This window comes from Haloarchaeobius litoreus (genome assembly GCF_024495425.1).
GTDB lineage: Archaea > Halobacteriota > Halobacteria > Halobacteriales > Natrialbaceae > Haloarchaeobius > Haloarchaeobius litoreus.
The window spans coordinates 749,225-769,100 of sequence record NZ_JANHJR010000001.1; the positions used below are offsets into that span (position 1 = coordinate 749,225).

The following is a 19,876-nucleotide window of genomic DNA, read 5'->3' on the forward strand; positions in this document are numbered from 1 at the left end:
TGCCGTACGGGAACGTATGAGCACGGGCACCGCAGACGGGGAGACCACCCCACGGATCGAAGTGACCGAGACGGCCGCCGACGAGGCGCTCTCGTTGCTCGACGGCGAGGGGCTCGATACCGATGAGGCGGGCCTGCGACTGTTCGTCCAGCAGGGCGGCTGTGCCGGCCTCTCCTACGGTATGCGGTTCGACGACGAACCGGAAGCCGACGACACCATCTACGAACACCACGGGCTGCGCGTCTTCGTCGACCCGTCCAGCCTGAACTACGTCGAGGGCAGCGTCCTCGACTTCGAAGGCGGCCTGCAAGGTGCCGGCTTCCACGTCGAGAACCCGAACGTGGTGTCGGAGTGTGGCTGCGGCGAATCCTTCAGAACGTAGCCGCGTCGACCCGTCAGCCGTCCAGTTCGAACGCCACCGTCACCTCTGCCTGGTACTCCCGGTCCGCCACCGACGCGATCTCGACGCCCAACTCCTCTACTTCGACCCATTGGACGTTGTCGATGGTGTCTTGCGCGCGGTCGATGGCGTCGTCCGCGGCGTCCTCGAAGCTCTCCGAACTCGTCCCGATGAGCGTGATCTTCTTGAATACCATATCCGTGTGATAGCACGGGTCATACGAACTTAAAGCTACGTCGCGCCGCCGGTCGATTCGTCGTCGCGGTGGGCGAGTTTGTCACGGAGCGCACCGGTGACGTCGGTCAGGTACGCCTGCCCCCAGACTGCGACGACGAAGCCGCCGGCGGTGTTGAACAGGAGGTCGAGCATCGTGTCGTCGATGCCGAACTGGACGAGGAAGGTCGCGTCGCTCCCGCTGGCTGCCACGCCGATGCCGAACTCCAGCAGTTCCCAGACGACGCCGAACGCCATCACGAACGCGAGGATGAACACGAACATGAACCGCGGCGGGATGACGATGTCCTCGTTGTGTTCGTCGAGCGCGCGGACCGTGGTGTAGCCGACGGCGGCGACGACGGACGACGAGAGCGCGTGGGTCATGTGGTCCCACCAGATGGTGCTGCGGTAGAACGTGCCCTCGGTGCCGGGGATGCCGACGGTCCCGAGCGCGTGGAGGAACGCCGCGGTGGTGATCCAGAGCGTGAGCCCCGCGTCGAGGGAGATGCCGTAGTCGCGTTCGAGCAACGAGGGGAGCTGTGTGACGCCGAGTCCCACCAGCGTGTTCACCACGATACCGGGGTTCCGTCGTTCGACGCCGACGAACAGCAGGCCGACGAGGGTTATCTGCATGACTCGGGTGAGGCGACGCTGGAACGCCTCGTCGATACCGAGTCGGTCTCTGAGTCTCACTTCTCCCCCACCTCGAGGTCGAACTGCTCCCCGAGCTCCTCGGAGACGTCCTCGACCATCGCGAGCGAGCGCCGTGCAGTGTGGTTACGCCGTCGGAAGTACGCCTCGAAGGTCACCCCGGCGAGCAGCCCGGCGGCGGCGGAGTAGACGAACTCGATCATCAGCGGGTCGAGCTCCGTGTAGAACGCCGTCCCGATGTAGAGGTGCGCGAGCCACCGGACGACCGCCCAGACGCCCGCCGCCGCGAGCGTCAACACGACGACCGTGAGGACGGCGAAGCCGGAGGTGAGCTTGACCGGTGTGAACACGTGCAGTTCGACGACGACGATGAGCGCGAAGGCCGCGACCGAGACGTAGGCGGCGGTGCTCGACACCGGCGAGGCCGAGAGGAACTCCTGGACCGTGGGCATCGTCGCGATGACGAGGTCGGTCACCAGCCCGCGGACCAGCGCGGTCCGGCCCAGGACGGGCAACGCGGCGAGCAGCAGCACCTCCCAGGGGAGCATCACGAGCCAGCGTCTGTGCGTCAGCGGCGGGAGGACCGCGACGGCGGCCACTGCCAGCGCGAACAGGGTCCAGAGCCAGTCACCCAGGAACACCTCCTCGACGGCCGCCAGGACGACGATTGCCACGAGGATCCACGAGAGGACGGCGTTCAGCCGGTGCTCCTCGAACAGTCGACCTAGGTCCCGTCGTTCCGTCATACGATAGCACGAGGGGCCGGGGGTACAAGAGTCTGTGTTCGTCGGATGCACGCCGGGTCAGACGAGCACGTAGAGCACGCCGTAGGCGACGAGCGCGAGCGTCATCGCCGCGAGCCCGGTGGTCACCGACCGAACGCCGTGGTCGGCGATGGACCGGCGGAGCGTGTCTATCGCCACGCTCGTCCGACTCGGGGCCGCGACTGGCACCGCGAGCACGGTGCCGACCGCGAGGATGGAGAACACGAAGTGGTACGACACGTCGAGCGTCGGGGGCGGCAGCAGGAAGAAGACCCCGCCGTAGGCGAGCCCGGCCATCGCCCGGGGTTTCACGCGCGGCCGCCGGGCGGTCACCCAGCAGAACGCGAGCAGCGCGGCCCAGACGACCGCCAGCTCCAGCGCGAACGCGCCCAGCAGGTGTAGCGTCGGGTCGGCCGAGAGCGCGACGCGCCCGGGGAGGACCGCGGCGTCGAGCGGCCAGAGCATCGCCGGCGGCTCGCCCGTGAACAGGTCGCCGAACGGATGCGACGCGAGTCCGGCGAGTGCCACCGCGAAGGTCGTCCGTGCGTCGAGGCGGCTGTGCTCGCGGACGACGGCGGCGACGGCCACACCGGCGAGCGAGAACGCCGCGAGGACGACGAGTCCGAGCAGGCCGTGGAGCGCCGTGGCGACGACGGTCAGCCCGCCGAGCAGCACGAACCCGGCGACCGTCGTCGGGCTCGCGTGCCGGCCACGGACGACGACGAGCGCGAACGCGAGTGCCGCGACCGGGGCGACGACGAGAGAGTGCGTCATCGACCGGTGGACGACGGTGCTGGCCGACCAGAACGCGGTCGTCAGCGAGAACACGCCGTCGAACTCCGCGCCGGCGAGCCCGGTGAGTGCGTACACCATGTCCACGTCGGGCACCGCGGCGAACGCGCCCGCGGCAGCGCCGGCAGCCAGCGCTCGTCGCGGCGGCGCGTCGAGCGCACGCGCCAGCGTCGCGACGAGTGCGAACGCCAGCAGCGAGTGCCCGAGCATCATGTCAGCTTCTGTACGCCGCGGCGAGGGATAAGTCACTCGCCGGGTGCGCGAACCGTTCTCAGACGTCGGCCACGCCCGGTTCGCTCGGCTCGCCGCGCTTCGTCCACTTCTTCTCGATCTCGGCGTTCCCCCGGACGACGGTGTCGCCGTCGACGGCGAAGCGGGTCTTGCGGAGTTCGATGGTCGTCACCTCGCCACTGACGTCGCCGACGGTCACCTCGTCGCCGGGGTTGAAGTCGGGGTCACGGAGCAGGTAGACGCCAGCGACGGCGTCGGCGATCATCCCGGAGAGCGCGTAGGAGACGCCGAGCGCGATGAAGCCAGCGGAGGTCCCCAGCGCGGCGGCGAGTTCGGAGAGGCCGACGACCGAGAGGAACGAGAGCGCGACCGCGAACCAGAGCACGATCGCGACGACGGTCGAGAGGAACTGGCGGTACACCGGTGCCTCGCCGGGGAGTGCCCGCGCGAGCACCCGGCGCACCACGAGCATCACGAGCTTCACGAGCAGGCCCGCGAGCACGAGGAACACGATGCCGGCGAGCACCTTCGGGAGCGCCTCGGTGATGTCGGTGACGAACAGGTCGAGCGAGCGTTCGACGACCTCGACGACGCCGGTCGGTGGGTCGGGCTGGTCCTGCATGACCGGTCACTCGACCGCCGGGATGGTAAAACCACGTCCAGGGCTGGTGCGGCCGGTGGTCACTCCCCGTCGAGCGCGTCCGCGACGGCCTCGATGGGGTGCTGTGGCCGGTCGGCACCGGACCTGTCGGCCAGCTGGGTCCGACAGGACGCACCGGGCGCGACCGGCCGGCCGTCGGCGGCGTCGACCTGCTCGAAGAGGATGCGGCCGATGGCCCGCGAGAGCTCGAGATGCTCGGCCTCGTAGCCGAAGCTACCGGCCATGCCACAGCAGCCCGAGTCCAGCGGCTCGACCGCGTACCCCGCGCGCCGGAGGACGCCGACCGCGTGGTGGTCCGTCCCGAGCGCCTTCTGGTTGCAGTGCCCGTGGTAGACGAGCCGGTCGTCGGGCGCGTCCGTCGGCAGGTCCGCGACGAGCCGGTGGCGGTCGAGGTACTCGCAGACGCCGTAGCTGGCCGCAGAGACGGCCGCACGAGCCGACGAATCCGGCAGGAGGTCCGCGTACTCGTCGGCGAGCATCGCGGCGTCGCTCGGCTCGACGAACACCACGTCCCAGCTGTCCGCGACGGGCGGTTCGAGCGCCGCGACCGTCGCCCTGGCCCGCTCCCGGGCGGTGTCGAGGAAACCCAGCGAGTACGCCGGCCGGCCGCTCGCCCCGAGATTCCCGGGAACCGCGACGTGGACACCGGCGGCCTCCAGTACCCGAACGGCCGCCCTGCCGACCGCCGGCTCCGTATAGTTGGTGTAGGTGTCCGGGTAGAGCACGACGCGACGGTCGGCGTCGGCCGGCACCCGCGGGCCGCGGGCGTCGAACCAGTCCACGAGGCTCTCGCGCTCGAAGGTCGGGAGTTCCCGGTCGGCCGCCACGCCGAGCAGGCGCTCACCGACGGCGCGGACGCCCGGAACCCGGGTGGACCAGTTCGACAGCGGCGCGAACGTGCTCCCGAGGCTCGCCCAGCGGTCGATGTCGCGGAACAGCCGCTCGCGGAGCGAGGCACCCTCGCGCTCGTGGTGCTGGTGTTTCAGCTCCGACTTGAGCTTCGCCAGGTCGACGCCGGTCGGGCAGTCGCTCGCACAGCCCTTGCAGCCGACACAGAGGTCGAGCACCTCGGACTGGAACCGCTCGGAGTGCAGCTCGTCCTCGTCGAGCTCGCCGCCGATGGCCGCCCGGAGCAGGTTCGCCCGTCCCCGGGTGCTCTGAATCTCCTCGCGGCTGGCGCGGTAGGTCGGGCACATGGTGTCGCTCCCGGTCTGGCGGCAGGTGCCACAGCCGTTGCAGAGCTCGACGAGGTGGGCGAAGCCGCCGTCGTCGTCGAAGTCGAGTGCCGTCCGTGGCTCGACGGCGCTGTAGTCGCCCCCGTAGCGCAGGTTCTCGCGCATGTCGGCCCCGACGCCGCGGCCGTTCGGTGGCCCGCAGTCTGCGGGCGAGTCGCGGTAGACGACGTTGCCGGGGTGGAGCAGCCACGACGGGTCGAACGCGGTCTTGACCCGCTTGAAGGCGTTCCAGAGGTCGGGGCCGTACATCTTCGGCGTGAACTCGGTGCGCGCGAGCCCGTCGCCGTGCTCGCCGGAGAACGCCCCGTCGTACGCGAGCACGAGGTCGGTCACGTCGTCGGCGATGGCGTGCATCGTCTCGACGCCGTCGTCGGTCTTCAGGTTCAGGATGGGCCGGATGTGGAGGGTGCCGACGCCGGCGTGAGCGAAGTACGCCGCCGAGGTGCCGTGACGGTCCAGTATCTCCTCGAACTCCTCGACGTAGCTGGCGAGCCGGTCCGGCGGGACCGTCGCGTCCTCGATGAACGGGTACGGCTTCGGGTCGCCGTCCATCGACATCAGCAGCGGGATGGCCGCCTTCCGGAGCTTCCAGAGGTCGGCCTGGTCGTCGGGGTCGAACGCTTCGAGGTGTTCGGTGGCGGCTCCCTCGCGCTGGAGCGTGTCGGTGACGGTGTCGATGGCCGCCACGAAGTCGTCGTGGAGTTCCGAGTCGAACTCGACGAGCAGGAAGGCCGCGGCGTCCACGGGGAACGGCTCGGCGTACTCGCTGTACTCGGGTGCGTCGCGGGCCATCGCGACCACCTGGTCGTCGACGAGCTCGACCGCGCTCACGTCGTGGGAGAGCGCCTCGGGGACGGCCGCCAGTGCGTCCACGAGGTCGTCGTAGGCGAAGACGGCCAGCGCGGTGGACTCGGGACGGGTCACGAGGTCGAGGTCGGCCGCGGTGACGACCCCCAGCGTGCCCTCGCTCCCGACGACGAGCTTCGCGAGGTTCATGACGCGCTTGCCGTCCTCTTCGCGGACCACCTTGTGGAGGTTGTAGCCGGAGACGCAGCGCTTGAGTTCGGGGTAGCGGGACTCAATCTCGGTCTCGTGCCCCTCGACGAGTTCCCGCACTGTCCGGTGGAGGTCGGCGACGCGGTCGTCCCGGTCGAGGAGTGCGTCCCACTCGGGGGAGTCGAGTGTCACGTCGCCGAGCGTCGCCTCGATCCCGTCCGCGAGCACCACGTCGACGGAGCGGACGTAGGCGTCGGTGATGCCGTAGCGGACCGAGTGTGCACCCGTCGAGTTGTTGCCGATGCCGCCGCCGACGGTCGCCCGCGCCGAGGAGGCCGGGTCCGGCGCGAACTGGAGGCCGTGGGGTTCCAGGGTGGCGTCGAGGTCGTCCTGCACGACGCCGGGCTGGACCCGGGCAGTCCGTGCCTCCGGGTCGACGTCGAGCACCGAGTCCATGTGGACCGAGCAGTCGAGGACGACACAGCCCTTCCCGACGCCCTGTCCCGCCAGCGAGGTACCGGCCCCGCGTGGGAGCACCGGGACCCCGTGGTCTGCCGCCGTCCGGACCGCCGCCTGCACGTCCGTGGCGTCCCGTGGTTCGACCACACCCGCCGGACGGGCCTGGTAGATGCTCCCGTCCGTGGCGTACAGCACCTGTGCGTACTCGTCGAAGCGGACGTCGCCGCGGACCGACTCGCGGAGGTCCTCGGCGAGGTCGACGTAGGACTCGTCGTCCGGGTGCGCGAACCCGAGGCTGTCGTGGCCGGGGCGGCTGCCGTCGTCAGTCGCCATCGTGTTACGTGACGGCATACCACGGTAAATGCCTTCGCCACGGGCCGGCGAGATAGCTTTTTGCCGCGACGCCCTGATGCTCCCGGTATGCAGGACACACCACAGGTCGGCGAACTCACGCCACCGAACCGGACGCTGATGGGGCCGGGACCGAGCGACGTCAACCCGCGGGTGCTCCGCGCGATGAGCACGCCGCTGGTGGGCCACCTCGACCCGTCGTTCATCGAGATCATGAACGAGGTGCAGGAACTGCTGCGGTACACCTTCCGGACCGACAACCAGTGGACCATCCCGGTGTCGGGGACCGGCTCGGCGGCCATGGAGGCGGCCATCGGGAACGTCGTCGAACCCGGCGACACGATGCTCGTCCCGACGAACGGCTACTTCGGCGGTCGGATGGCGGAGATGGCCCGCCGGGCCGGCGGCGAGGTCGTCGAGGTCGACGCGCCGTGGGGCGAACCGCTCTCACCGGCGGACGTCGCCGACGCCTTCGACGAGCACCAGCCAGACGTGTTCGGCTTCGTCCACGCCGAGACGAGCACCGGCGTCCGCCAGCCGCATGTCTCCGAGCTCACCGGCATCGCCCACGAGCACGACGCGCTCGTCGTCGCGGACACCGTCACCAGCGTCGGCGGCGTCGAGCTGCGTGTCGACGAGTGGGACATCGACGTGGCCTACGCCGGCCCGCAGAAGTGTCTCTCCTGTCCGCCGGGCGCGTCGCCGCTGACGCTCAACGACGACGCGATGGACAAGGTGCTCGCCCGCGAGGAGCCCGCCCGCTCCTGGTACCTCGACCTCTCGCTGCTGGAGGGATACTGGGGGGAGGAGCGTGCGTACCACCACACCGCACCCATCACGAACGTCTACGCGCTCCGCGAGGCGCTCCGGCTCGTCGCCGAGGAGGGCATCGCGAGGCGGTGGAAGCGCCACGAGCGCATGGCGGGTGCGCTGAAGGCCGGCGTGAAGGCGATGGGGATGGAGATGAACGCACCCGACGAGTACTGGCTCCCGAGCCTGAACGCCGTCCGGGTACCCGCCGGCGTCGAGGACGGCGCGGTCATCTCGCGGCTGCTCGACGAGTACGACCTCGAGATCGCCGGCGGGCTCGGTGACCTTTCGGGCGAGATATTCCGCATCGGCTGCATGGGTCACTCCGCGCGGCCGAAGAACGTGACCTACCTCGTCAACGCGCTCGGCAGCGTCCTCGAGGACGAGGGCGCGGACGTGGACGCCGCTGCCGGCGCGGCGGCGACCGCAGAACGGCTGTAGGCCGGCCTAGGTGGCCGGCGGTGCGCGCTCGACCTCGTACTCCGCCTCCTCGTCGACGCCGATGACGGCCCACTCGTAGTCGGGGTCGGTCTCGCGGACGCGACGCCTGACCGCGTCGGCGTGTTCCGTACGGGTGACGAAGCAACGATACGAACCGGGCGAGGAGTTCTCCGGCGGATTACGTAGCTCCTCGGTTGCGGTCACGTGGACGACCTTCCAGTCTCGTTCCGCGCGGACTTCGTCGCCATCGGTCGTGACGGAGTAACCGAGGCGGCTGAAAATCGACTCCGCTTCCTCCCGCAAGTGCCGGTTCGTGTTAACGGGGCACATTCGGTAACTCATACCACGGCCGGCCTAATAAACGTTCACCCGAACTAACCATCGGAAACCTCCGCCGACGGGTTCTGAAACGGCCGAACTCGGCCAGGCGTTCGACCACGATGTCGTTCACTCACGGACAGACCTGTTCGTCACTGCATCGGGAGATGACGGAACGCTCACTCGTGTGCGGCGTCCCACTCGGTCGCCTTCCGGAAGTTCTCGCAGATGTTGCACTGGATGCGCCCCATCGAGTCCATCGCGTTGTCGACCGTCTCGCAGTTCGCACAGAACCATCCGTACTTTCGCCCGCGGTCCGGCGTCCCGTAGACCACGAAGAAGGGGGCCTTCGAGCCGCGGTCGCCCTCCGTCCGGTCCACGTACACCGTCTCCCCGTCCGCAGTGCGCAGCTCCTCCAGCGCGTGGTCGCTCATGCCCCGGGCTTGGGGACAGGGTCGCTTAGGTCTGTTCGTCTCGCCAGGGGAGAACGTTCTTGATGGAGCGCGGCGGACGCCCGGACGTGACCCTCCGACTGCTGCACTACGCCGACCTGGAGGCCGCCTACGACGTGCCCGAACGCGTCGGCCGGCTCGCGACCGCCATCAGCGAGCGACGGGACGACCGGACCGTCGTGACCGGCGGGGGCGACGACACCGGACCCTGCGTGCTCAGCTTCGAGGGCGACGGCGGCCACGCCGAGGCGTTCTTCGACGCCGTTGCCCCCGACGTGGAGACGTTCGGGAACCACGAGTTCGACGGGCCGATGGAGCGCGCCCGACGGTTCGCCGCCGAGACGTCGCCGACGTGGCTCTGTGCGAACCTCTACGACGGTGGCGGCGGCGACGAGGGGCGATTCGCGGCCGACGCGACGGAGCCGTGGACGACCATCGACACGGCAGCCGGTCGCGTCGGCGTCTTCGGCGTGACGACGCCCGCCCTCCCCCACATAAAGCCCGACGTACCACTCGACGCCCGTGACCCGGTCACCGCGGCCCGCGAGGCGACCGGCGCGCTCCGGGACGCCGGCGCGGAGTACGTCGTCGGCGTCTCGCACTGCGGCGACGACGAGCCCATCGCCCGGGCCGTCGAGGTGGACGCCATCCTCGGCGGACACGACCACACGCCCCGCGACGAGGTGGTTGCGGGCACGCGGATCGTCCGATCCGGCGCGGCCGGCCAGCAGCTCGTCGAGGTGCGGATCGACGATGCCGGCGCGACGACCACCGAGTTCCACGACGTGCCAGCTCACGAGCCCGACCCGGAGTTGACCGCGGTCCTGCGCGACCAGCTCGCCGCAGCCGAACTGGACGACACCGTGGCCCACGTCGACGGGCGCGTCGAGCGCACCGCACGCGAACCTTCGCCGGTCGGGACGTTCGTCGCCGAGTCGTTCCGCCGGGCCGGCGACGCCGACATCGGGCTGGTGAACAGCATGACGATGCGGGACTGCGGTGTCCCGCTCTCGGGCGCGGTCCGGCGGGTCGACCTCCACTCGCTCGTCCCGTTTCCCGCCGGGCTCGTAACGGTCGAACTCGACGGCTCGGAACTCGCCGCCGTCGTCACCGAGGCCGGAGGCGGTCACACGGGCCGCGACGGGCCGCCGTGGAACGGGCAGTTCGCCGGCCTCGAACTCGCGTGGGACGAGGAGCGCGGTCGTCCGGAACAGGTGGCCGTCCGAGGTGAGCCGCTGGCCCGGGACGCGACCTACCGGCTCACGACCATCGGCTACCTCGTCGTCGAGGACGTGGAGTTCCCGACGCTCACCGAGGAGCATGTCGTGGCGGAGCCCGGTGCCGTCCACGACGCGATGGTCGCCCACGCCGAGCGGGCGGGTATCCCGACGGAGCCGGTGGACTGGTTCGAGCGCGTCGCCGGTGGACGACGGTCTGGAGCGGGCGACGTGTGGCTTCCCGACAGGGGAGCCGAACGTTCATAACCCGATGCCCACACCGATTTACCATGCCCCTCCGCATCCTCCACTACGCCGATATCGAGCGGGCTCCCGACGACCCGGAACTGCTCGCCCGACTCGTCGGCCTCGTCCGCGACCGACGCGACGAGGAGACGCTCGTCCTCGGCGCGGGCGACAACCTCGGGCCGGGCGTGCTCTCGCTCGTCACCGGGTGCCGTCACGCGCTGGACTTCTTCCACGCCGTCGAGCCCGACGGCGACACCTTCGGCAACCACGACTTCGACCGCGGCCCCGAGGTGACCCGCGCGGTCGTCGGCGACTCCCCGATGCCGTGGATCTGCGCCAACGTCTTCGAGGACGACGGCGGGGACGCCGATTTCTTCGCCGCCGACGAGGGTGTCGTCCCGTGGACCGTCTGCGAAGCCGGCGAGCATCGCGTCGGCGTCACCGGCGTCACCAGCCCGGAGACCGCCGACATCAACCCTTCCTCGGAACCGCTCACCTTCGCGGACCCCGTCGCGGCCGCGGGCGACGCGGTCGCGGAACTGCGCGAGCACGGCGTCGACCACGTCGTCGTCATCTCGCACTGCGGGGACGACACCCCGCTCGCCGAGAACCTCGACGTGGACGTCGTCCTCGGCGGGCACGCCCACGAGGAGTTCATCGACGTGGTCGAGGGGACGCTGCTCGTCCGCGCGGGCTCGAACGCCTCCGGCCTCTCCGAGGTCGTCTTCGAGGACCGGCCACGGGGCTACCGGCTCCCCACGCGCGACGCCCCGGTCGCGGAAGACCTGCTCGACGCGCTCGAGACCCGCCGCCGCGAGGCGGGCCTGACGGACGTGGTCGGCAGCGTCGACGAGCCCGTGACGGTCGACCGGGCGGACACGAAGCAGGGGGAGAGCCGCGTCGGCAACCTCGTCACCGACGCGTACCGGTGGGCCGCCGCAGCCGACATCGCGGTCCACTCCTCCGGTGGCCTCCGGACAACCGACGCGCTCGCCGGCGAGGTGACGGCGGCCGACCTCGTCGGGCTCTGCCCGTTCGAGAACGAGCTGGTGTCCGTCCGCGTCACCGGCGAGCAGGTCAGACGGACGGTCCACGACGCGGCCCTCGCCCAGTACGGTGACGAGGTGCCGACGCACTGGTTCGGCCACGTCAGCGGTCTCTCGGTCGTCTGGGACGACCTGGCCGACGAGGCGCGCGAGATACTCGTCGGCGGCGAGCCGCTCGACCACGACGCGACGTACCGGCTCGCGACGAGTCGGTACTACGTCACCTCCTCGCACCTGTTCGACGCGTTCGACCCCGACGACGTGGTCGACTCGCACGGTCAGCAGTTCGACGCCATCGTCGAGTACGCCCGGGAGAACGAGGTCGACCCCCGGATCGAGGGCCGGGTCCGGCGGCCGACGCTCGACGAGGTCGGTGGTGCGACGGCAGACGACGTCCGGAACTGAGGGACACGCACGAACCCCGCTGCCGGCGGCTGTGCGAACCGCCCGCCGGAGCGACACGTTCATCTGTGAACCACGGTTACGCAGGGTGTATGTCTCCCCGTCTGCTCCACTACTCCGACGTCGAGAACGCCTACGACGACCCCGACCGAATCGGGCGGCTCGCCGGCACCCTCGCCGCCCTCCGCGACGACGACGCGCTCGTCGTCGGCTCCGGCGACAACACCTCCCCCGGCGTGCTCTCGCTCGTGACCGAGGGCCGGCAGGCGCTCGACTTCTTCCACGCCGTCGACACCGACGTCGAGACCTTCGGCAATCACGACTTCGACTACGGCCCCGAGGCGACCCGCGATATCGTCGCCGACTCGCCGCAGACGTGGGTCAGCGCGAACGTTCGCGACGGCGACGACCGGTTCGCCCCCGACCTGACGGAGCCGTGGACGGTCCGCGAGGTCGACGGCGCACGGGTCGGGTTCTTCGGCGTCACCGACCCGAAGACGCCCTCCATCAACCCGAACGCGACGGCACTGCACTTCACGGAGCCCATCGCCGCGGCGGAGGACGCGGTCGACGCCCTCCGAGACGCCGGCGTGGACCACGTCGTCGCCGTCTCCCACCTCGGCCAGGGCGACGAGGAGCTCGCCGTCTCGGTCGATGTCGACGTGGTCCTCGGCGGCCACGTCCACAGCGTTGTCGAGGAGTGGATCGACGACACGCTCCTCCTGCGCCCCGGCGTCAACGCCGCCGCCGTCTACGAGGTCGAGCTCGGCCCCGACGGCCCCGAGGCGACCCGGCACGACCCGATGGACGGCACCCGCGACGAGGCGCTCGCCGACACCCTCCGTGACCGGATGACCGATGCCGACCTCGACGAGGTCGTCGGCCACGTCGACGAGCCCATCGTGCGGACCAACTCGGCAGCGTTCCGCGGCGAGAGCCGCATCGGGAACTTCGTCGCCGACGCCTACCGGTGGGCGACCGACGCCGACGTCGGCCTGCAGAACTCGGGCGGTATCCGGGAGGGCGACGCGCTCGACGGCGCAGTCACCATCGCCGACCTCGTCAGCGTCGTCCCGTTCCAGGAGCCCGTCGCCGTCGCCGAGGTCACCGGGGCGGAGCTACGCGACGTGTTCCGCGAGGCCAGCGGCGCGAACCTCGCGTTCGGCGAACTCGACTGGTGGCACGCCCACATCAGCGGTGCCTCGATCACCTGGGACCGGAGCGACCACGTGCTCGTCGACGCCACCGTCGCCGGTGAGCCGGTCGACCCCGACGAGACGTACACCGTCGCCACGACGGACTACCTGTTCCACACCGATCACGAGTTCCCGACGCTCGACGAGGAGCACCGACTCGGCCTCCACGACACCCAGTACGAGGTGCTCGCTGACTACGCCCGCTCGGTCGGCGTCGACCCGAGCGTCGACGGCCGCGTCGTCTGGCGGCGCGATTGAGAAGATTTACCCGCGCACGTCGATTCCCTTCACCCGATGACCCGCGTCGTCGTCCCCGTTCGATACCCACTGAGCAAGCACTCCAGAGCGACGCTCGAATCGGCTATCGACACCGCGAAGGAACGCGACGCGGCGCTGACGGTCCTCCACGTCAACCTCTACCAGAACGGGAAACGCGTCTCGCGGGCCGACCTCAAGCGGGCCACCGAGCGCGCGTTCGGGACCGTCCCACACGCCCGGTACGTCGTCCGCCGGGGCTTCCTCGTCGAGGAGACCATCCTGGACGAGGTGGCCGCCGAGGAGGCTGACGTCGTCGTCATCGGTTCGAAGCAGATGGGCCGCTGGCGGCGGATGCTCCAGAAGGTCGTCGACGAACCCGACATCGACGAGTACCTCCGGCGCAACCTCGACTGCGAGGTCGTCACCGTCGAGGCCGAGTAGTCAGTCCTCCCGGTCCTCCGGGCGCTGCCCGGCACGGCCGGAGGGTGCCTCCCCACGCTGCATCTCCACCGGGAGCGAGCCGCTCGTCTCGTCGAAGACGACGTGGGAGTGCGGGTACGGGATGTGGACGTCGGCGTCCTCCAGCCCGGCCCACACCGCCTCGTTCACCTCCGAGCGGACCCGCATGAGCTTGTACGGTGCCTTCGACCAGTATCGGAGCACCAGCTTCACGCCGTGGTCCGCGTACTCGTCGATGAAACACGTCGGTGCGGCCGGGTACCGCGCCGAGCCGATACGGATGTCGGGGCCGCCGGTGATGACGCCGTCGACACCCTTCGCTGCGTCCTCCATCAGCTTGCGGGCCTCCGCCAGATCGCCCTCGTAGGTGACCGTCAGCGAGAGCGAGAGCCGAGTTCGCTCGTCCTCCGCGGAGTAGTTCACGATGTCGCGGTCCCGGATCGACGAGTTCGAGATGACGATGAACGTGTTGTCGAGCGTGAATATCTTCGTGTACCGGATGGTGATGTCCTCGACGAACCCGCGCGTCTCGCTGTCCGATATCTCGATCATGTCGCCGATCTCGTACGGCTGGTCCGCCAGGACGAACACCCCGTTGATGATGCTCCCGACGATGGGAGCGAGCACGATACCGAGGACGGCCGAGAACACACCGACCGAGAGGAGGATGTCGCTCCCACGGAAGCCGATGATGGAGAGCGCGACCGCGACCGCGACGAGCATGATCGCCAGCCGGACCGACCGGAGCACGGTCTGGGTGATGCTCGGTCGCTGGATACGTCGGGCGATGGTCCGCCCGAACAGCCGGATGGCCAGCTTCGAACCGTACAACCCGATGATCAGTACCAGCACGGCCATCCCGTACTCGATCACCAGCCCCGGGATGGCGTCGGGGAGCAGCTGCTCGACGAGTCGAACGCCCTCCTGCGTCGCACCGTCGCTCGTCGCCGTCTGGTTCCCGGCGGTCGTCGTCCCGCCGTCCTGCATGACCGGCCCGGGTGACATACTCCTGCCCTCTCACTGGCCCGAAATAAGGGTTGGGACCCCGGTCGAAGGCCGAACCGCTCCCGGTTTTATCGCTTAGCAGCACGTACTGACAGTATGGCCACTCAGTCCACAGAAGACGTCCGATTCGACGTGACCCACGACGAGGCGGTGTCCGACGTGGTCGTCGCCGGCTTCTCGCAGTTCGGTCTCGCCGGACTCACCGCTGTCGACTACCTGGTCGAACAGCTGGACCTCGAGCAGACCGGCCACATCGTCGCACAGGACCTCCCCTCGATCACCCCGTTCAGCGACGGTGCCCCTCGCTACAGCACCCGTCTGCTCTCGCGGGACGACCTGAACCTGACCGTGCTGATGTCCGAACTGTTCGTCCCCACGTGGGCGGCGAAACCGTTCGCCCGCGCGGTGCTCGACTGGACCGAGACGAACGCGGTCGAGGAGGTCGCGGTGCTCTCGGGCGTGCCCGTCCCACACGGACCGGAGGACCATCGCACCTTCTACGTCGCCACCGAGGACTACCGACGCGAGCGGTTCGACGAGAGCGAAGTCCCACCGATGGCCAACGGCTTCCTCGACGGCGTGAACGCGGCGCTCGTCGAGCGCGGGATGGACTCGTCGCTCGCCGTCGGCGTCTACGTGACGCCGGTCCACGCACAGGCACCCGACGTGGAGGCCGCGCTGAACCTCCTCGACGCGGTCTCGACGGTCTACGACCTCGACCTCGACACCGCCCCGCTGGAGGAGTTCGCCGAGCGCGTCGGCCGGTACTACACCGAACTCGCCGAGAGACTCGACAGCGTCCCGGAACGCGACACGCCGGACGATCGTATGTACATGTGACTGCTTGACAGGAGCCAGTTTCGGAACAGTGTGCTACTCGAATTTCAGTAAATGATTTAACGGTCGCCCCGAGTGCATACGGTATGCCATCCGACGACCTCCGTGGGACGATGGAGCGGGTTGGGGAGCGGTTCAATCTCGGGGAGTACGAGATAGACGCCTACCTGACCGTGCTCGAACACGGGCAGCTCACCGCATCGGAGATCGCCGACCGGACCGAGATACCCCAGCCACGGGTGTACGACACGGTCCGGAGCCTCTCGGACCGCGGGCTCGTCGAGCTCCGCGAGTCCCGGCCGATGAAGATCATCGCCGTCGACCCGGACGACGCCTTCACCGACCTGGAGTCCTCGCTGTCGGAACTGGTCGACGAACTCAACGCCCGCTACACCGCCCCTGCTCGCGACACGGAGGCCGTCTCGCTCGTCAAATCCCGCTCGACCATCCTCCGCTATCTGGAGGAGGTCATCGACGCCGCCGAGTACGAGCTGGCGCTGTCGCTCACGCCGGACTTGCTCGAGCGGTTCGAGGACCTGTTGGCGACCCGACACCATCAGGGCATCAGCATCGAACTGCTGGTGACCCCCGCCGCCGGCGCGCCCGACCCGGACGAGTTCGACTACAGTCGCATCGCCACCACGGCCCGTGTCCGCAGGGGCATCACGACGCCGGTCATGGCCGTCGCCGACGGCTCCTACTCCATCTACGCCACGCAGGACGCGCTCCGCGACGACCAGGACCGCTACGGCGTCATCTTCAACCGCTCCGCGCTGGGATTCCTCGTCTCCGGCTTCTTCGGCACTGTGCTCTGGACGACCGCCGAGGAGGTGTTCGCCGACGGCGAGAACCGGCCGTTCCCGCGTCGCTACTCCTCCATCCGCCGCGCCGTGAAGGACCTCATCGACGAGGGCGGGGAGTTCTACGCCACCATCGAGGGACGGGACGTCGAGACCGGGACGCCCCGGCTCGTCCGCGGGCAGGTGACTGACATCTCCTTCGAGATGACCGAGGAGGTCGCCGGGCTCACGCTGGGGACCGACGACGGCGAGATCACCGTCGGTGGGCAGGTCGCGGCCTACGAGGACGTCGAGGCCCACGAGATAACAATCGGCCGTGACGAGCCGCCAGCAGTGGACCGATAGCTCAGAACTCCATCACGCCTTCGTCCGTTATCGCACGCGTCAGGAGCGACACCGGCGTCGCGTCGTACGCCGGGTTTCTCACGTCGAACCCCTCCGCCGGCTCGCGCATCACCTCGCTGGGCGACCGGAACTCGTTCTCGAAGACGAACCCGCCCTCGATGACCTTCGAGCTCGACCCGACGACGCTCACGGGCACGTCGCAGTGGGCCGCCGTCGCCGCGATGGTGAACGTGCCGACGCGGTTGTACAGGGTGTCGCCGACGATGCAGTCCATCCCGACGAACACCTCGTCGCACTCGTCGAGGTAGTAGCCCGACGCGGCGTCGGTCAGCAGGTGGGTCTCGACGCGGTCGTTCCCGGCGAGCGTGCGGGCCGTCTTCCGACCGAGGTAGCGCGGCCGAGCCTCCGTGACGAACATCTCGACGTGCGCGCCGTCGCGCGTCGCGAGCTCGATGGCCTCCAGCACGGTCGAGGAGTAGTCGTGGGTGAGTATGGTACTGCCGTCCTCGATGTGCTCGGCGGCGCGCTCGGCTGCGCCGCTCTTGCCGTGTTCGACGGCATCGACGACGCGCTCGACGGCCTCGCTCGTCGTGGCCTTGGCGTCGTCCACGTCCTCGCTGTCGGCCGCGCTCACCGTGTCCACGACCTCGCGCATCGCGTTGTACAGGGAGGCGTGGGAGGGGTTCGCGCGCTGGAGGGCCTTGGCGTTGCGGTCGAGTGCCCGCTCGTACTCCTCGACGGTCGCGAACTCGCGGTCGAGCAGTTCGAGCAGCGCTCGCGTCGCCTTCACGGCGACGACCGAGGAGGAGTGGGTCTGCATCTCCTCGATCTCCTCGACGGTCTCGTCTATCATGCTCGAACCCTCGCCGCTCGGTGCCAAAGACCTTTCCACTGGGTCGGGGCGGCCGCGGAGCTAAGTCCGTCCGTTCCCTACCAGCGGTATGGTCTCCGTCACCTACTACTGTCCCTACTGCGGGGCCCTGACGAGCCTCGAACGCGACGCCTACATGGCCGACAAGTGCGTCACGAAGGAGCCACTCGACGGCTGGGAGTACGCGTCGACGACCGACGAGTACGAGGACGCGGACGGTGTGGAGTTCGTCTGCATCGGTGACGCCGAGGACGACCCGGACGCCGGCTGCGGCCGTACCTTCTACCTCAGCTTCGTGAAGTTCGAGGGTGGCGAGCCGGTCGACCACCGCGTGCCCGACATCGACCGACCGCGGTTCGACTTCCTTCGCTGACGCTCGTCGCGGGTTCGCCTCCAGCCGGAGGCTTTTGTGTCGCCACCGTCGAGACAGGGGTGATGGACGACGAGATACTCGACGAACAGCGGGAGCTCGTGCGCGTGCTCGAAGCCCACGGCTGGGACGTGACGGAGTCGGAGCTGTCGGTGTACGAGAGCCCGTGGGAGGACGACGACACGCCGGAGGCGACGATCACCCTGACCGCTCGCCGGCAGTTCCCGGGGAGCGAGGTGCCGGAGGGTGTGGGCGAGGACGGTGGCGACGACGACAACCCCTACCGGCTGAAGTAGCGTTCGCTGGGCGAGCGCGCCGTCGGACTCGATGGGCTGGCGAACAGGCGGTACCTGGGGGAGTTCGCATCCGGCGTACCGCGCGAGCGCCTGGACCGAGATGCGACGTGGCTCAGACCACGCCCAGTCTGGCCCCGGCTTCGCATTTCAAGGGCCGGGCGGTCGGCGACGCGTCGGCGCTGCTCAGCCCTTGATGTTGCAGACCGGGAACGTCCGTGCGACGCGGTCGCCGATGCCGAGTGCGTCGCTCACGCGGACGACCTCGTCGACGTCCTTGTAGACGCCCGGTGCCTCCTCGGCGACCGTCGCGCCGGACTGTGCTTTCACGTATATCCGGTCGTGTTCCCGGAGGGCGGTCTGGACGTCGCCGCCCCGGTACTCCTTCTTGGCCTGCGTGCGGCTCATCAGCCGGCCCGCGCCGTGTGCGGTCGACCCGAACGTCTCGTGCATCGACCGCTCGCCGCCGCGGAGGACGTAGCTCCCGGTGCCCATGCTCCCGGGGATGATGACGGGCTGGCCGACCGCTCGATAGGCGGGTGGGACCTCCTCGCGGCCCGCCGGGAACGCCCGCGTCGCCCCCTTCCGGTGGACGTAGAGCTCGCGCGTCTCGTACTCGACGGCGTCCCCGTCGTCCGCGACGACGGTGCCGTCGGCGTCGACACCAACCTGGTGGTGCTCCTTCTTCGCGATGTTGTGGGCCACGTCGTAGAGGAGGTGCATCTCCATATCCCGCCAGTCGCGGTCGAACACCTGCTCGAACACCTGCCGAGTGCGATGCATGATGAGCTGGCGGTTCACCCACGCGAAGTTGATGGCGGCGCACATCGCGCCGTAGTACTCATCGGCGAGCTGCGAGCCGGCAGGGGCCGCGGCGAGCTCCCTGTCGGGGAGGCTGTCCAGCAGGCCGGCGTGGGTCTTCTCGATGCGCCGGAGATAGTCGTTGCAGGTCTGGTGGCCGAGCCCGCGCGAGCCGCAGTGGATGAGCACGACGACCTGGTCCTCGGTGAGGTCGAACGCGTCAGCGACCTCGTCGTCGTACACGTCCGTGACGCGCTGGACCTCGAGGAAGTGGTTGCCCGAGCCGAGCGAGCCGATCTGGTTCTTCCCGCGGTCCTTCGCCTTCTGCGAGATTGCCGTGGGGTCGGCGTCCGGCCGTTTGCCCTCGTCCTCGCAGTGTTCGAGGTCCTCGGGGACGGCCCAGTCGTTGCGCAGCGCCCACTGCACGCCGTCCTCGAGGATTGCGTCCACGTCGCCGACGGTGCCCTCGAAGACGCCGCCCCCGCCGAGGCCGCTCGGGACGTTCGCGAACAGCGACTCGACGAGCTCCTGTTCGTGGCCCTGTACGTCGTCGTACGTGAGGTTCGTCGTCATCATCCTGACGCCGCAGTTGATGTCGTAGCCGACCGCTCCGGGCGATATACAGCCGTCCCGGGCGTCCATCGCGCCGACTCCTCCGACGGGGAAGCCGTAGCCCTGATGGCCGTCGGGCATGCAGATGGCGTACTTCGTGATGCCCGGCAGGTGGGTCGCGTTGCGGAGCTGTTCGAGCGTCTTGTCGTCGCTGATCTCGTCGAGCAGCGCCTCGCTCGCGAACACCCGCGCCGGGACCCGCATGTCGCCCTGTTTCGGCATCTCCCAGACGTAGTCACGGACCTTCCTGAGCGTGACCGCGCCTGCGTCGTAGGTGGTCATAGTTCGAGCTTCGTCGTCGCGGTCGGAATAGATTGTGTCCCGGTAGCGACCGGTTC

Annotated in this window: 21 protein-coding genes; 10 read left to right on the plus strand and 11 right to left on the minus strand. The window is 69.4% G+C overall.

Features of this window, described 5'->3' with window-relative positions:
- Nucleotides 1-16 precede the first annotated feature (16 nt).
- On the plus strand, nt 17-382 hold the full coding sequence (locus NOW55_RS03710) for a HesB/IscA family protein (protein WP_256398726.1): 366 nt from the start codon (nt 17-19) through the stop codon (nt 380-382).
- Nucleotides 383-395: 13 nt separating this feature from the next.
- Here the strand turns inward: NOW55_RS03710 and NOW55_RS03715 are convergent, their stop codons facing one another.
- The 6 genes from NOW55_RS03715 to NOW55_RS03740 are packed head-to-tail and all read right to left on the minus strand — an operon-like array spanning nt 396 to nt 6,738.
- Entirely contained in the window at nt 396-596 is a 201-nt protein-coding gene (locus tag NOW55_RS03715) for a dodecin (protein WP_256398727.1), read from the minus strand.
- Nucleotides 597-631: 35 nt separating this feature from the next.
- Nucleotides 632-1,309 (minus strand): DUF2238 domain-containing protein, encoded by a 678-nt coding sequence (locus tag NOW55_RS03720; protein WP_256398728.1) that lies wholly within the window; start codon nt 1,307-1,309, stop codon nt 632-634.
- Nucleotides 1,306-2,013 carry a hypothetical protein gene (locus NOW55_RS03725; RefSeq protein WP_256398729.1) on the minus strand — a complete coding sequence of 236 codons (708 nt, stop codon included), beginning with the start codon at nt 2,011-2,013 and terminating at the stop codon, nt 1,306-1,308. The genes NOW55_RS03720 and NOW55_RS03725 overlap by 4 nt, the downstream gene beginning before the upstream one ends.
- A 57-nt stretch (nt 2,014-2,070) precedes the next feature.
- A complete protein-coding gene (locus tag NOW55_RS03730) occupies nt 2,071-3,036 on the minus strand; it encodes a metal-dependent hydrolase (protein ID WP_256398730.1) in 966 nt (321 codons plus the stop codon).
- A gap of 58 nt (nt 3,037-3,094) precedes the next feature.
- On the minus strand, nt 3,095-3,676 hold the full coding sequence (locus tag NOW55_RS03735) for a mechanosensitive ion channel family protein (RefSeq protein WP_256398731.1): 582 nt from the start codon (nt 3,674-3,676) through the stop codon (nt 3,095-3,097).
- Between the two features lie 59 nt (nt 3,677-3,735).
- The gene (locus NOW55_RS03740) at nt 3,736-6,738 is read right to left on the minus strand and encodes an FAD-binding and (Fe-S)-binding domain-containing protein (RefSeq protein WP_256398732.1); all 3,003 of its coding nucleotides are present in this window, start codon (nt 6,736-6,738) and stop codon (nt 3,736-3,738) included.
- A gap of 87 nt (nt 6,739-6,825) precedes the next feature.
- Between NOW55_RS03740 and NOW55_RS03745 the strand changes: the two genes are divergently transcribed.
- Complete coding sequence (locus NOW55_RS03745; RefSeq protein WP_256398733.1) at nt 6,826-8,007, plus strand: pyridoxal-phosphate-dependent aminotransferase family protein; 1,182 nt, start codon at nt 6,826-6,828, stop codon at nt 8,005-8,007.
- A 6-nt stretch (nt 8,008-8,013) separates the two neighbouring features.
- Here NOW55_RS03745 and NOW55_RS03750 read toward each other — a convergent pair whose 3' ends face one another.
- Together NOW55_RS03750 and NOW55_RS03755 are read right to left on the minus strand one after the other, a co-directional pair.
- Entirely contained in the window at nt 8,014-8,337 is a 324-nt protein-coding gene (locus tag NOW55_RS03750) for a DUF7116 family protein (RefSeq protein WP_256398734.1), read from the minus strand.
- A gap of 167 nt (nt 8,338-8,504) precedes the next feature.
- Nucleotides 8,505-8,759 (minus strand): DUF5816 domain-containing protein, encoded by a 255-nt coding sequence (locus NOW55_RS03755; RefSeq protein ID WP_256398735.1) that lies wholly within the window; start codon nt 8,757-8,759, stop codon nt 8,505-8,507.
- A gap of 62 nt (nt 8,760-8,821) precedes the next feature.
- Here NOW55_RS03755 and NOW55_RS03760 point away from each other — a divergent pair, with 62 nt between their 5' ends.
- The 4 genes from NOW55_RS03760 to NOW55_RS03775 all read left to right on the plus strand — a co-directional run bounded on the left by NOW55_RS03760 (nt 8,822) and on the right by NOW55_RS03775 (nt 13,586).
- A complete protein-coding gene (locus NOW55_RS03760; RefSeq protein ID WP_256398736.1) occupies nt 8,822-10,261 on the plus strand; it encodes a bifunctional metallophosphatase/5'-nucleotidase in 1,440 nt (479 codons plus the stop codon).
- Nucleotides 10,262-10,284: 23 nt separating this feature from the next.
- Nucleotides 10,285-11,694 carry a bifunctional metallophosphatase/5'-nucleotidase gene (locus NOW55_RS03765; RefSeq protein ID WP_256398737.1) on the plus strand — a complete coding sequence of 470 codons (1,410 nt, stop codon included), beginning with the start codon at nt 10,285-10,287 and terminating at the stop codon, nt 11,692-11,694.
- A gap of 89 nt (nt 11,695-11,783) precedes the next feature.
- A complete protein-coding gene (locus NOW55_RS03770; RefSeq protein WP_256398738.1) occupies nt 11,784-13,145 on the plus strand; it encodes a bifunctional metallophosphatase/5'-nucleotidase in 1,362 nt (453 codons plus the stop codon).
- 36 nt (nt 13,146-13,181) lie between these two features.
- Nucleotides 13,182-13,586, plus strand: a complete 405-nt coding sequence (locus NOW55_RS03775) for a universal stress protein (protein ID WP_256398739.1) — start codon at nt 13,182-13,184, stop codon at nt 13,584-13,586.
- Here the strand turns inward: NOW55_RS03775 and NOW55_RS03780 are convergent, their stop codons facing one another.
- On the minus strand, nt 13,587-14,609 hold the full coding sequence (locus tag NOW55_RS03780) for a mechanosensitive ion channel family protein (protein ID WP_256398740.1): 1,023 nt from the start codon (nt 14,607-14,609) through the stop codon (nt 13,587-13,589). It abuts the gene before it with no gap.
- Nucleotides 14,610-14,705: 96 nt separating this feature from the next.
- Here NOW55_RS03780 and NOW55_RS03785 point away from each other — a divergent pair, with 96 nt between their 5' ends.
- Both NOW55_RS03785 and trmB read left to right on the plus strand, forming a co-directional pair.
- Complete coding sequence (locus NOW55_RS03785; protein ID WP_256398741.1) at nt 14,706-15,449, plus strand: proteasome assembly chaperone family protein; 744 nt, start codon at nt 14,706-14,708, stop codon at nt 15,447-15,449.
- Nucleotides 15,450-15,532: 83 nt separating this feature from the next.
- Nucleotides 15,533-16,591 (plus strand): HTH-type sugar sensing transcriptional regulator TrmB, encoded by a 1,059-nt coding sequence (gene trmB, locus NOW55_RS03790; RefSeq protein ID WP_256398742.1) that lies wholly within the window; start codon nt 15,533-15,535, stop codon nt 16,589-16,591.
- 1 nt (nt 16,592) lies between these two features.
- Here the strand turns inward: trmB and NOW55_RS03795 are convergent, their stop codons facing one another.
- Entirely contained in the window at nt 16,593-17,444 is an 852-nt protein-coding gene (locus NOW55_RS03795) for an eIF2B alpha/beta/delta subunit family protein (RefSeq protein ID WP_256398743.1), read from the minus strand.
- Between the two features lie 88 nt (nt 17,445-17,532).
- Here NOW55_RS03795 and NOW55_RS03800 point away from each other — a divergent pair, with 88 nt between their 5' ends.
- Both NOW55_RS03800 and NOW55_RS03805 read left to right on the plus strand, forming a co-directional pair.
- The gene (locus NOW55_RS03800) at nt 17,533-17,835 is read left to right on the plus strand and encodes a DUF7969 family protein (protein WP_256398744.1); all 303 of its coding nucleotides are present in this window, start codon (nt 17,533-17,535) and stop codon (nt 17,833-17,835) included.
- Between the two features lie 62 nt (nt 17,836-17,897).
- Nucleotides 17,898-18,128, plus strand: a complete 231-nt coding sequence (locus tag NOW55_RS03805; protein WP_256398745.1) for a hypothetical protein — start codon at nt 17,898-17,900, stop codon at nt 18,126-18,128.
- Nucleotides 18,129-18,311: 183 nt separating this feature from the next.
- Here the strand turns inward: NOW55_RS03805 and NOW55_RS03810 are convergent, their stop codons facing one another.
- Nucleotides 18,312-19,820, minus strand: coding sequence for an RtcB family protein (locus tag NOW55_RS03810; RefSeq protein ID WP_256398746.1), 1,509 nt, complete (start codon nt 19,818-19,820; stop codon nt 18,312-18,314).
- Nucleotides 19,821-19,876: the final 56 nt, after the last annotated feature.

What these genes read in the sequence shown, in the direction of transcription:
- NOW55_RS03775 (WP_256398739.1), top strand. Translation starts at nt 13,182, where the DNA reads ATGACCCGCGTCGTCGTCCCCGTTCGATACCCACTGAGCAAGCACTCC.
- NOW55_RS03760 (WP_256398736.1), top strand. Translation starts at nt 8,822, where the DNA reads ATGGAGCGCGGCGGACGCCCGGACGTGACCCTCCGACTGCTGCACTAC.
- NOW55_RS03810 (WP_256398746.1), bottom strand. Translation starts at nt 19,820, where the DNA reads ATGACCACCTACGACGCAGGCGCGGTCACGCTCAGGAAGGTCCGTGAC.
- NOW55_RS03755 (WP_256398735.1), bottom strand. Translation starts at nt 8,759, where the DNA reads ATGAGCGACCACGCGCTGGAGGAGCTGCGCACTGCGGACGGGGAGACG.
- trmB (WP_256398742.1), top strand. Translation starts at nt 15,533, where the DNA reads ATGCCATCCGACGACCTCCGTGGGACGATGGAGCGGGTTGGGGAGCGG.
- NOW55_RS03750 (WP_256398734.1), bottom strand. Translation starts at nt 8,337, where the DNA reads ATGTGCCCCGTTAACACGAACCGGCACTTGCGGGAGGAAGCGGAGTCG.
- NOW55_RS03805 (WP_256398745.1), top strand. Translation starts at nt 17,898, where the DNA reads ATGGACGACGAGATACTCGACGAACAGCGGGAGCTCGTGCGCGTGCTC.
- NOW55_RS03780 (WP_256398740.1), bottom strand. Translation starts at nt 14,609, where the DNA reads ATGTCACCCGGGCCGGTCATGCAGGACGGCGGGACGACGACCGCCGGG.
- NOW55_RS03795 (WP_256398743.1), bottom strand. Translation starts at nt 17,444, where the DNA reads ATGATAGACGAGACCGTCGAGGAGATCGAGGAGATGCAGACCCACTCC.
- NOW55_RS03715 (WP_256398727.1), bottom strand. Translation starts at nt 596, where the DNA reads ATGGTATTCAAGAAGATCACGCTCATCGGGACGAGTTCGGAGAGCTTC.
- NOW55_RS03800 (WP_256398744.1), top strand. Translation starts at nt 17,533, where the DNA reads ATGGTCTCCGTCACCTACTACTGTCCCTACTGCGGGGCCCTGACGAGC.
- NOW55_RS03735 (WP_256398731.1), bottom strand. Translation starts at nt 3,676, where the DNA reads ATGCAGGACCAGCCCGACCCACCGACCGGCGTCGTCGAGGTCGTCGAA.
- NOW55_RS03770 (WP_256398738.1), top strand. Translation starts at nt 11,784, where the DNA reads ATGTCTCCCCGTCTGCTCCACTACTCCGACGTCGAGAACGCCTACGAC.
- NOW55_RS03730 (WP_256398730.1), bottom strand. Translation starts at nt 3,036, where the DNA reads ATGATGCTCGGGCACTCGCTGCTGGCGTTCGCACTCGTCGCGACGCTG.
- NOW55_RS03745 (WP_256398733.1), top strand. Translation starts at nt 6,826, where the DNA reads ATGCAGGACACACCACAGGTCGGCGAACTCACGCCACCGAACCGGACG.
- NOW55_RS03725 (WP_256398729.1), bottom strand. Translation starts at nt 2,013, where the DNA reads ATGACGGAACGACGGGACCTAGGTCGACTGTTCGAGGAGCACCGGCTG.
- NOW55_RS03765 (WP_256398737.1), top strand. Translation starts at nt 10,285, where the DNA reads ATGCCCCTCCGCATCCTCCACTACGCCGATATCGAGCGGGCTCCCGAC.
- NOW55_RS03785 (WP_256398741.1), top strand. Translation starts at nt 14,706, where the DNA reads ATGGCCACTCAGTCCACAGAAGACGTCCGATTCGACGTGACCCACGAC.
- NOW55_RS03740 (WP_256398732.1), bottom strand. Translation starts at nt 6,738, where the DNA reads ATGGCGACTGACGACGGCAGCCGCCCCGGCCACGACAGCCTCGGGTTC.
- NOW55_RS03710 (WP_256398726.1), top strand. Translation starts at nt 17, where the DNA reads ATGAGCACGGGCACCGCAGACGGGGAGACCACCCCACGGATCGAAGTG.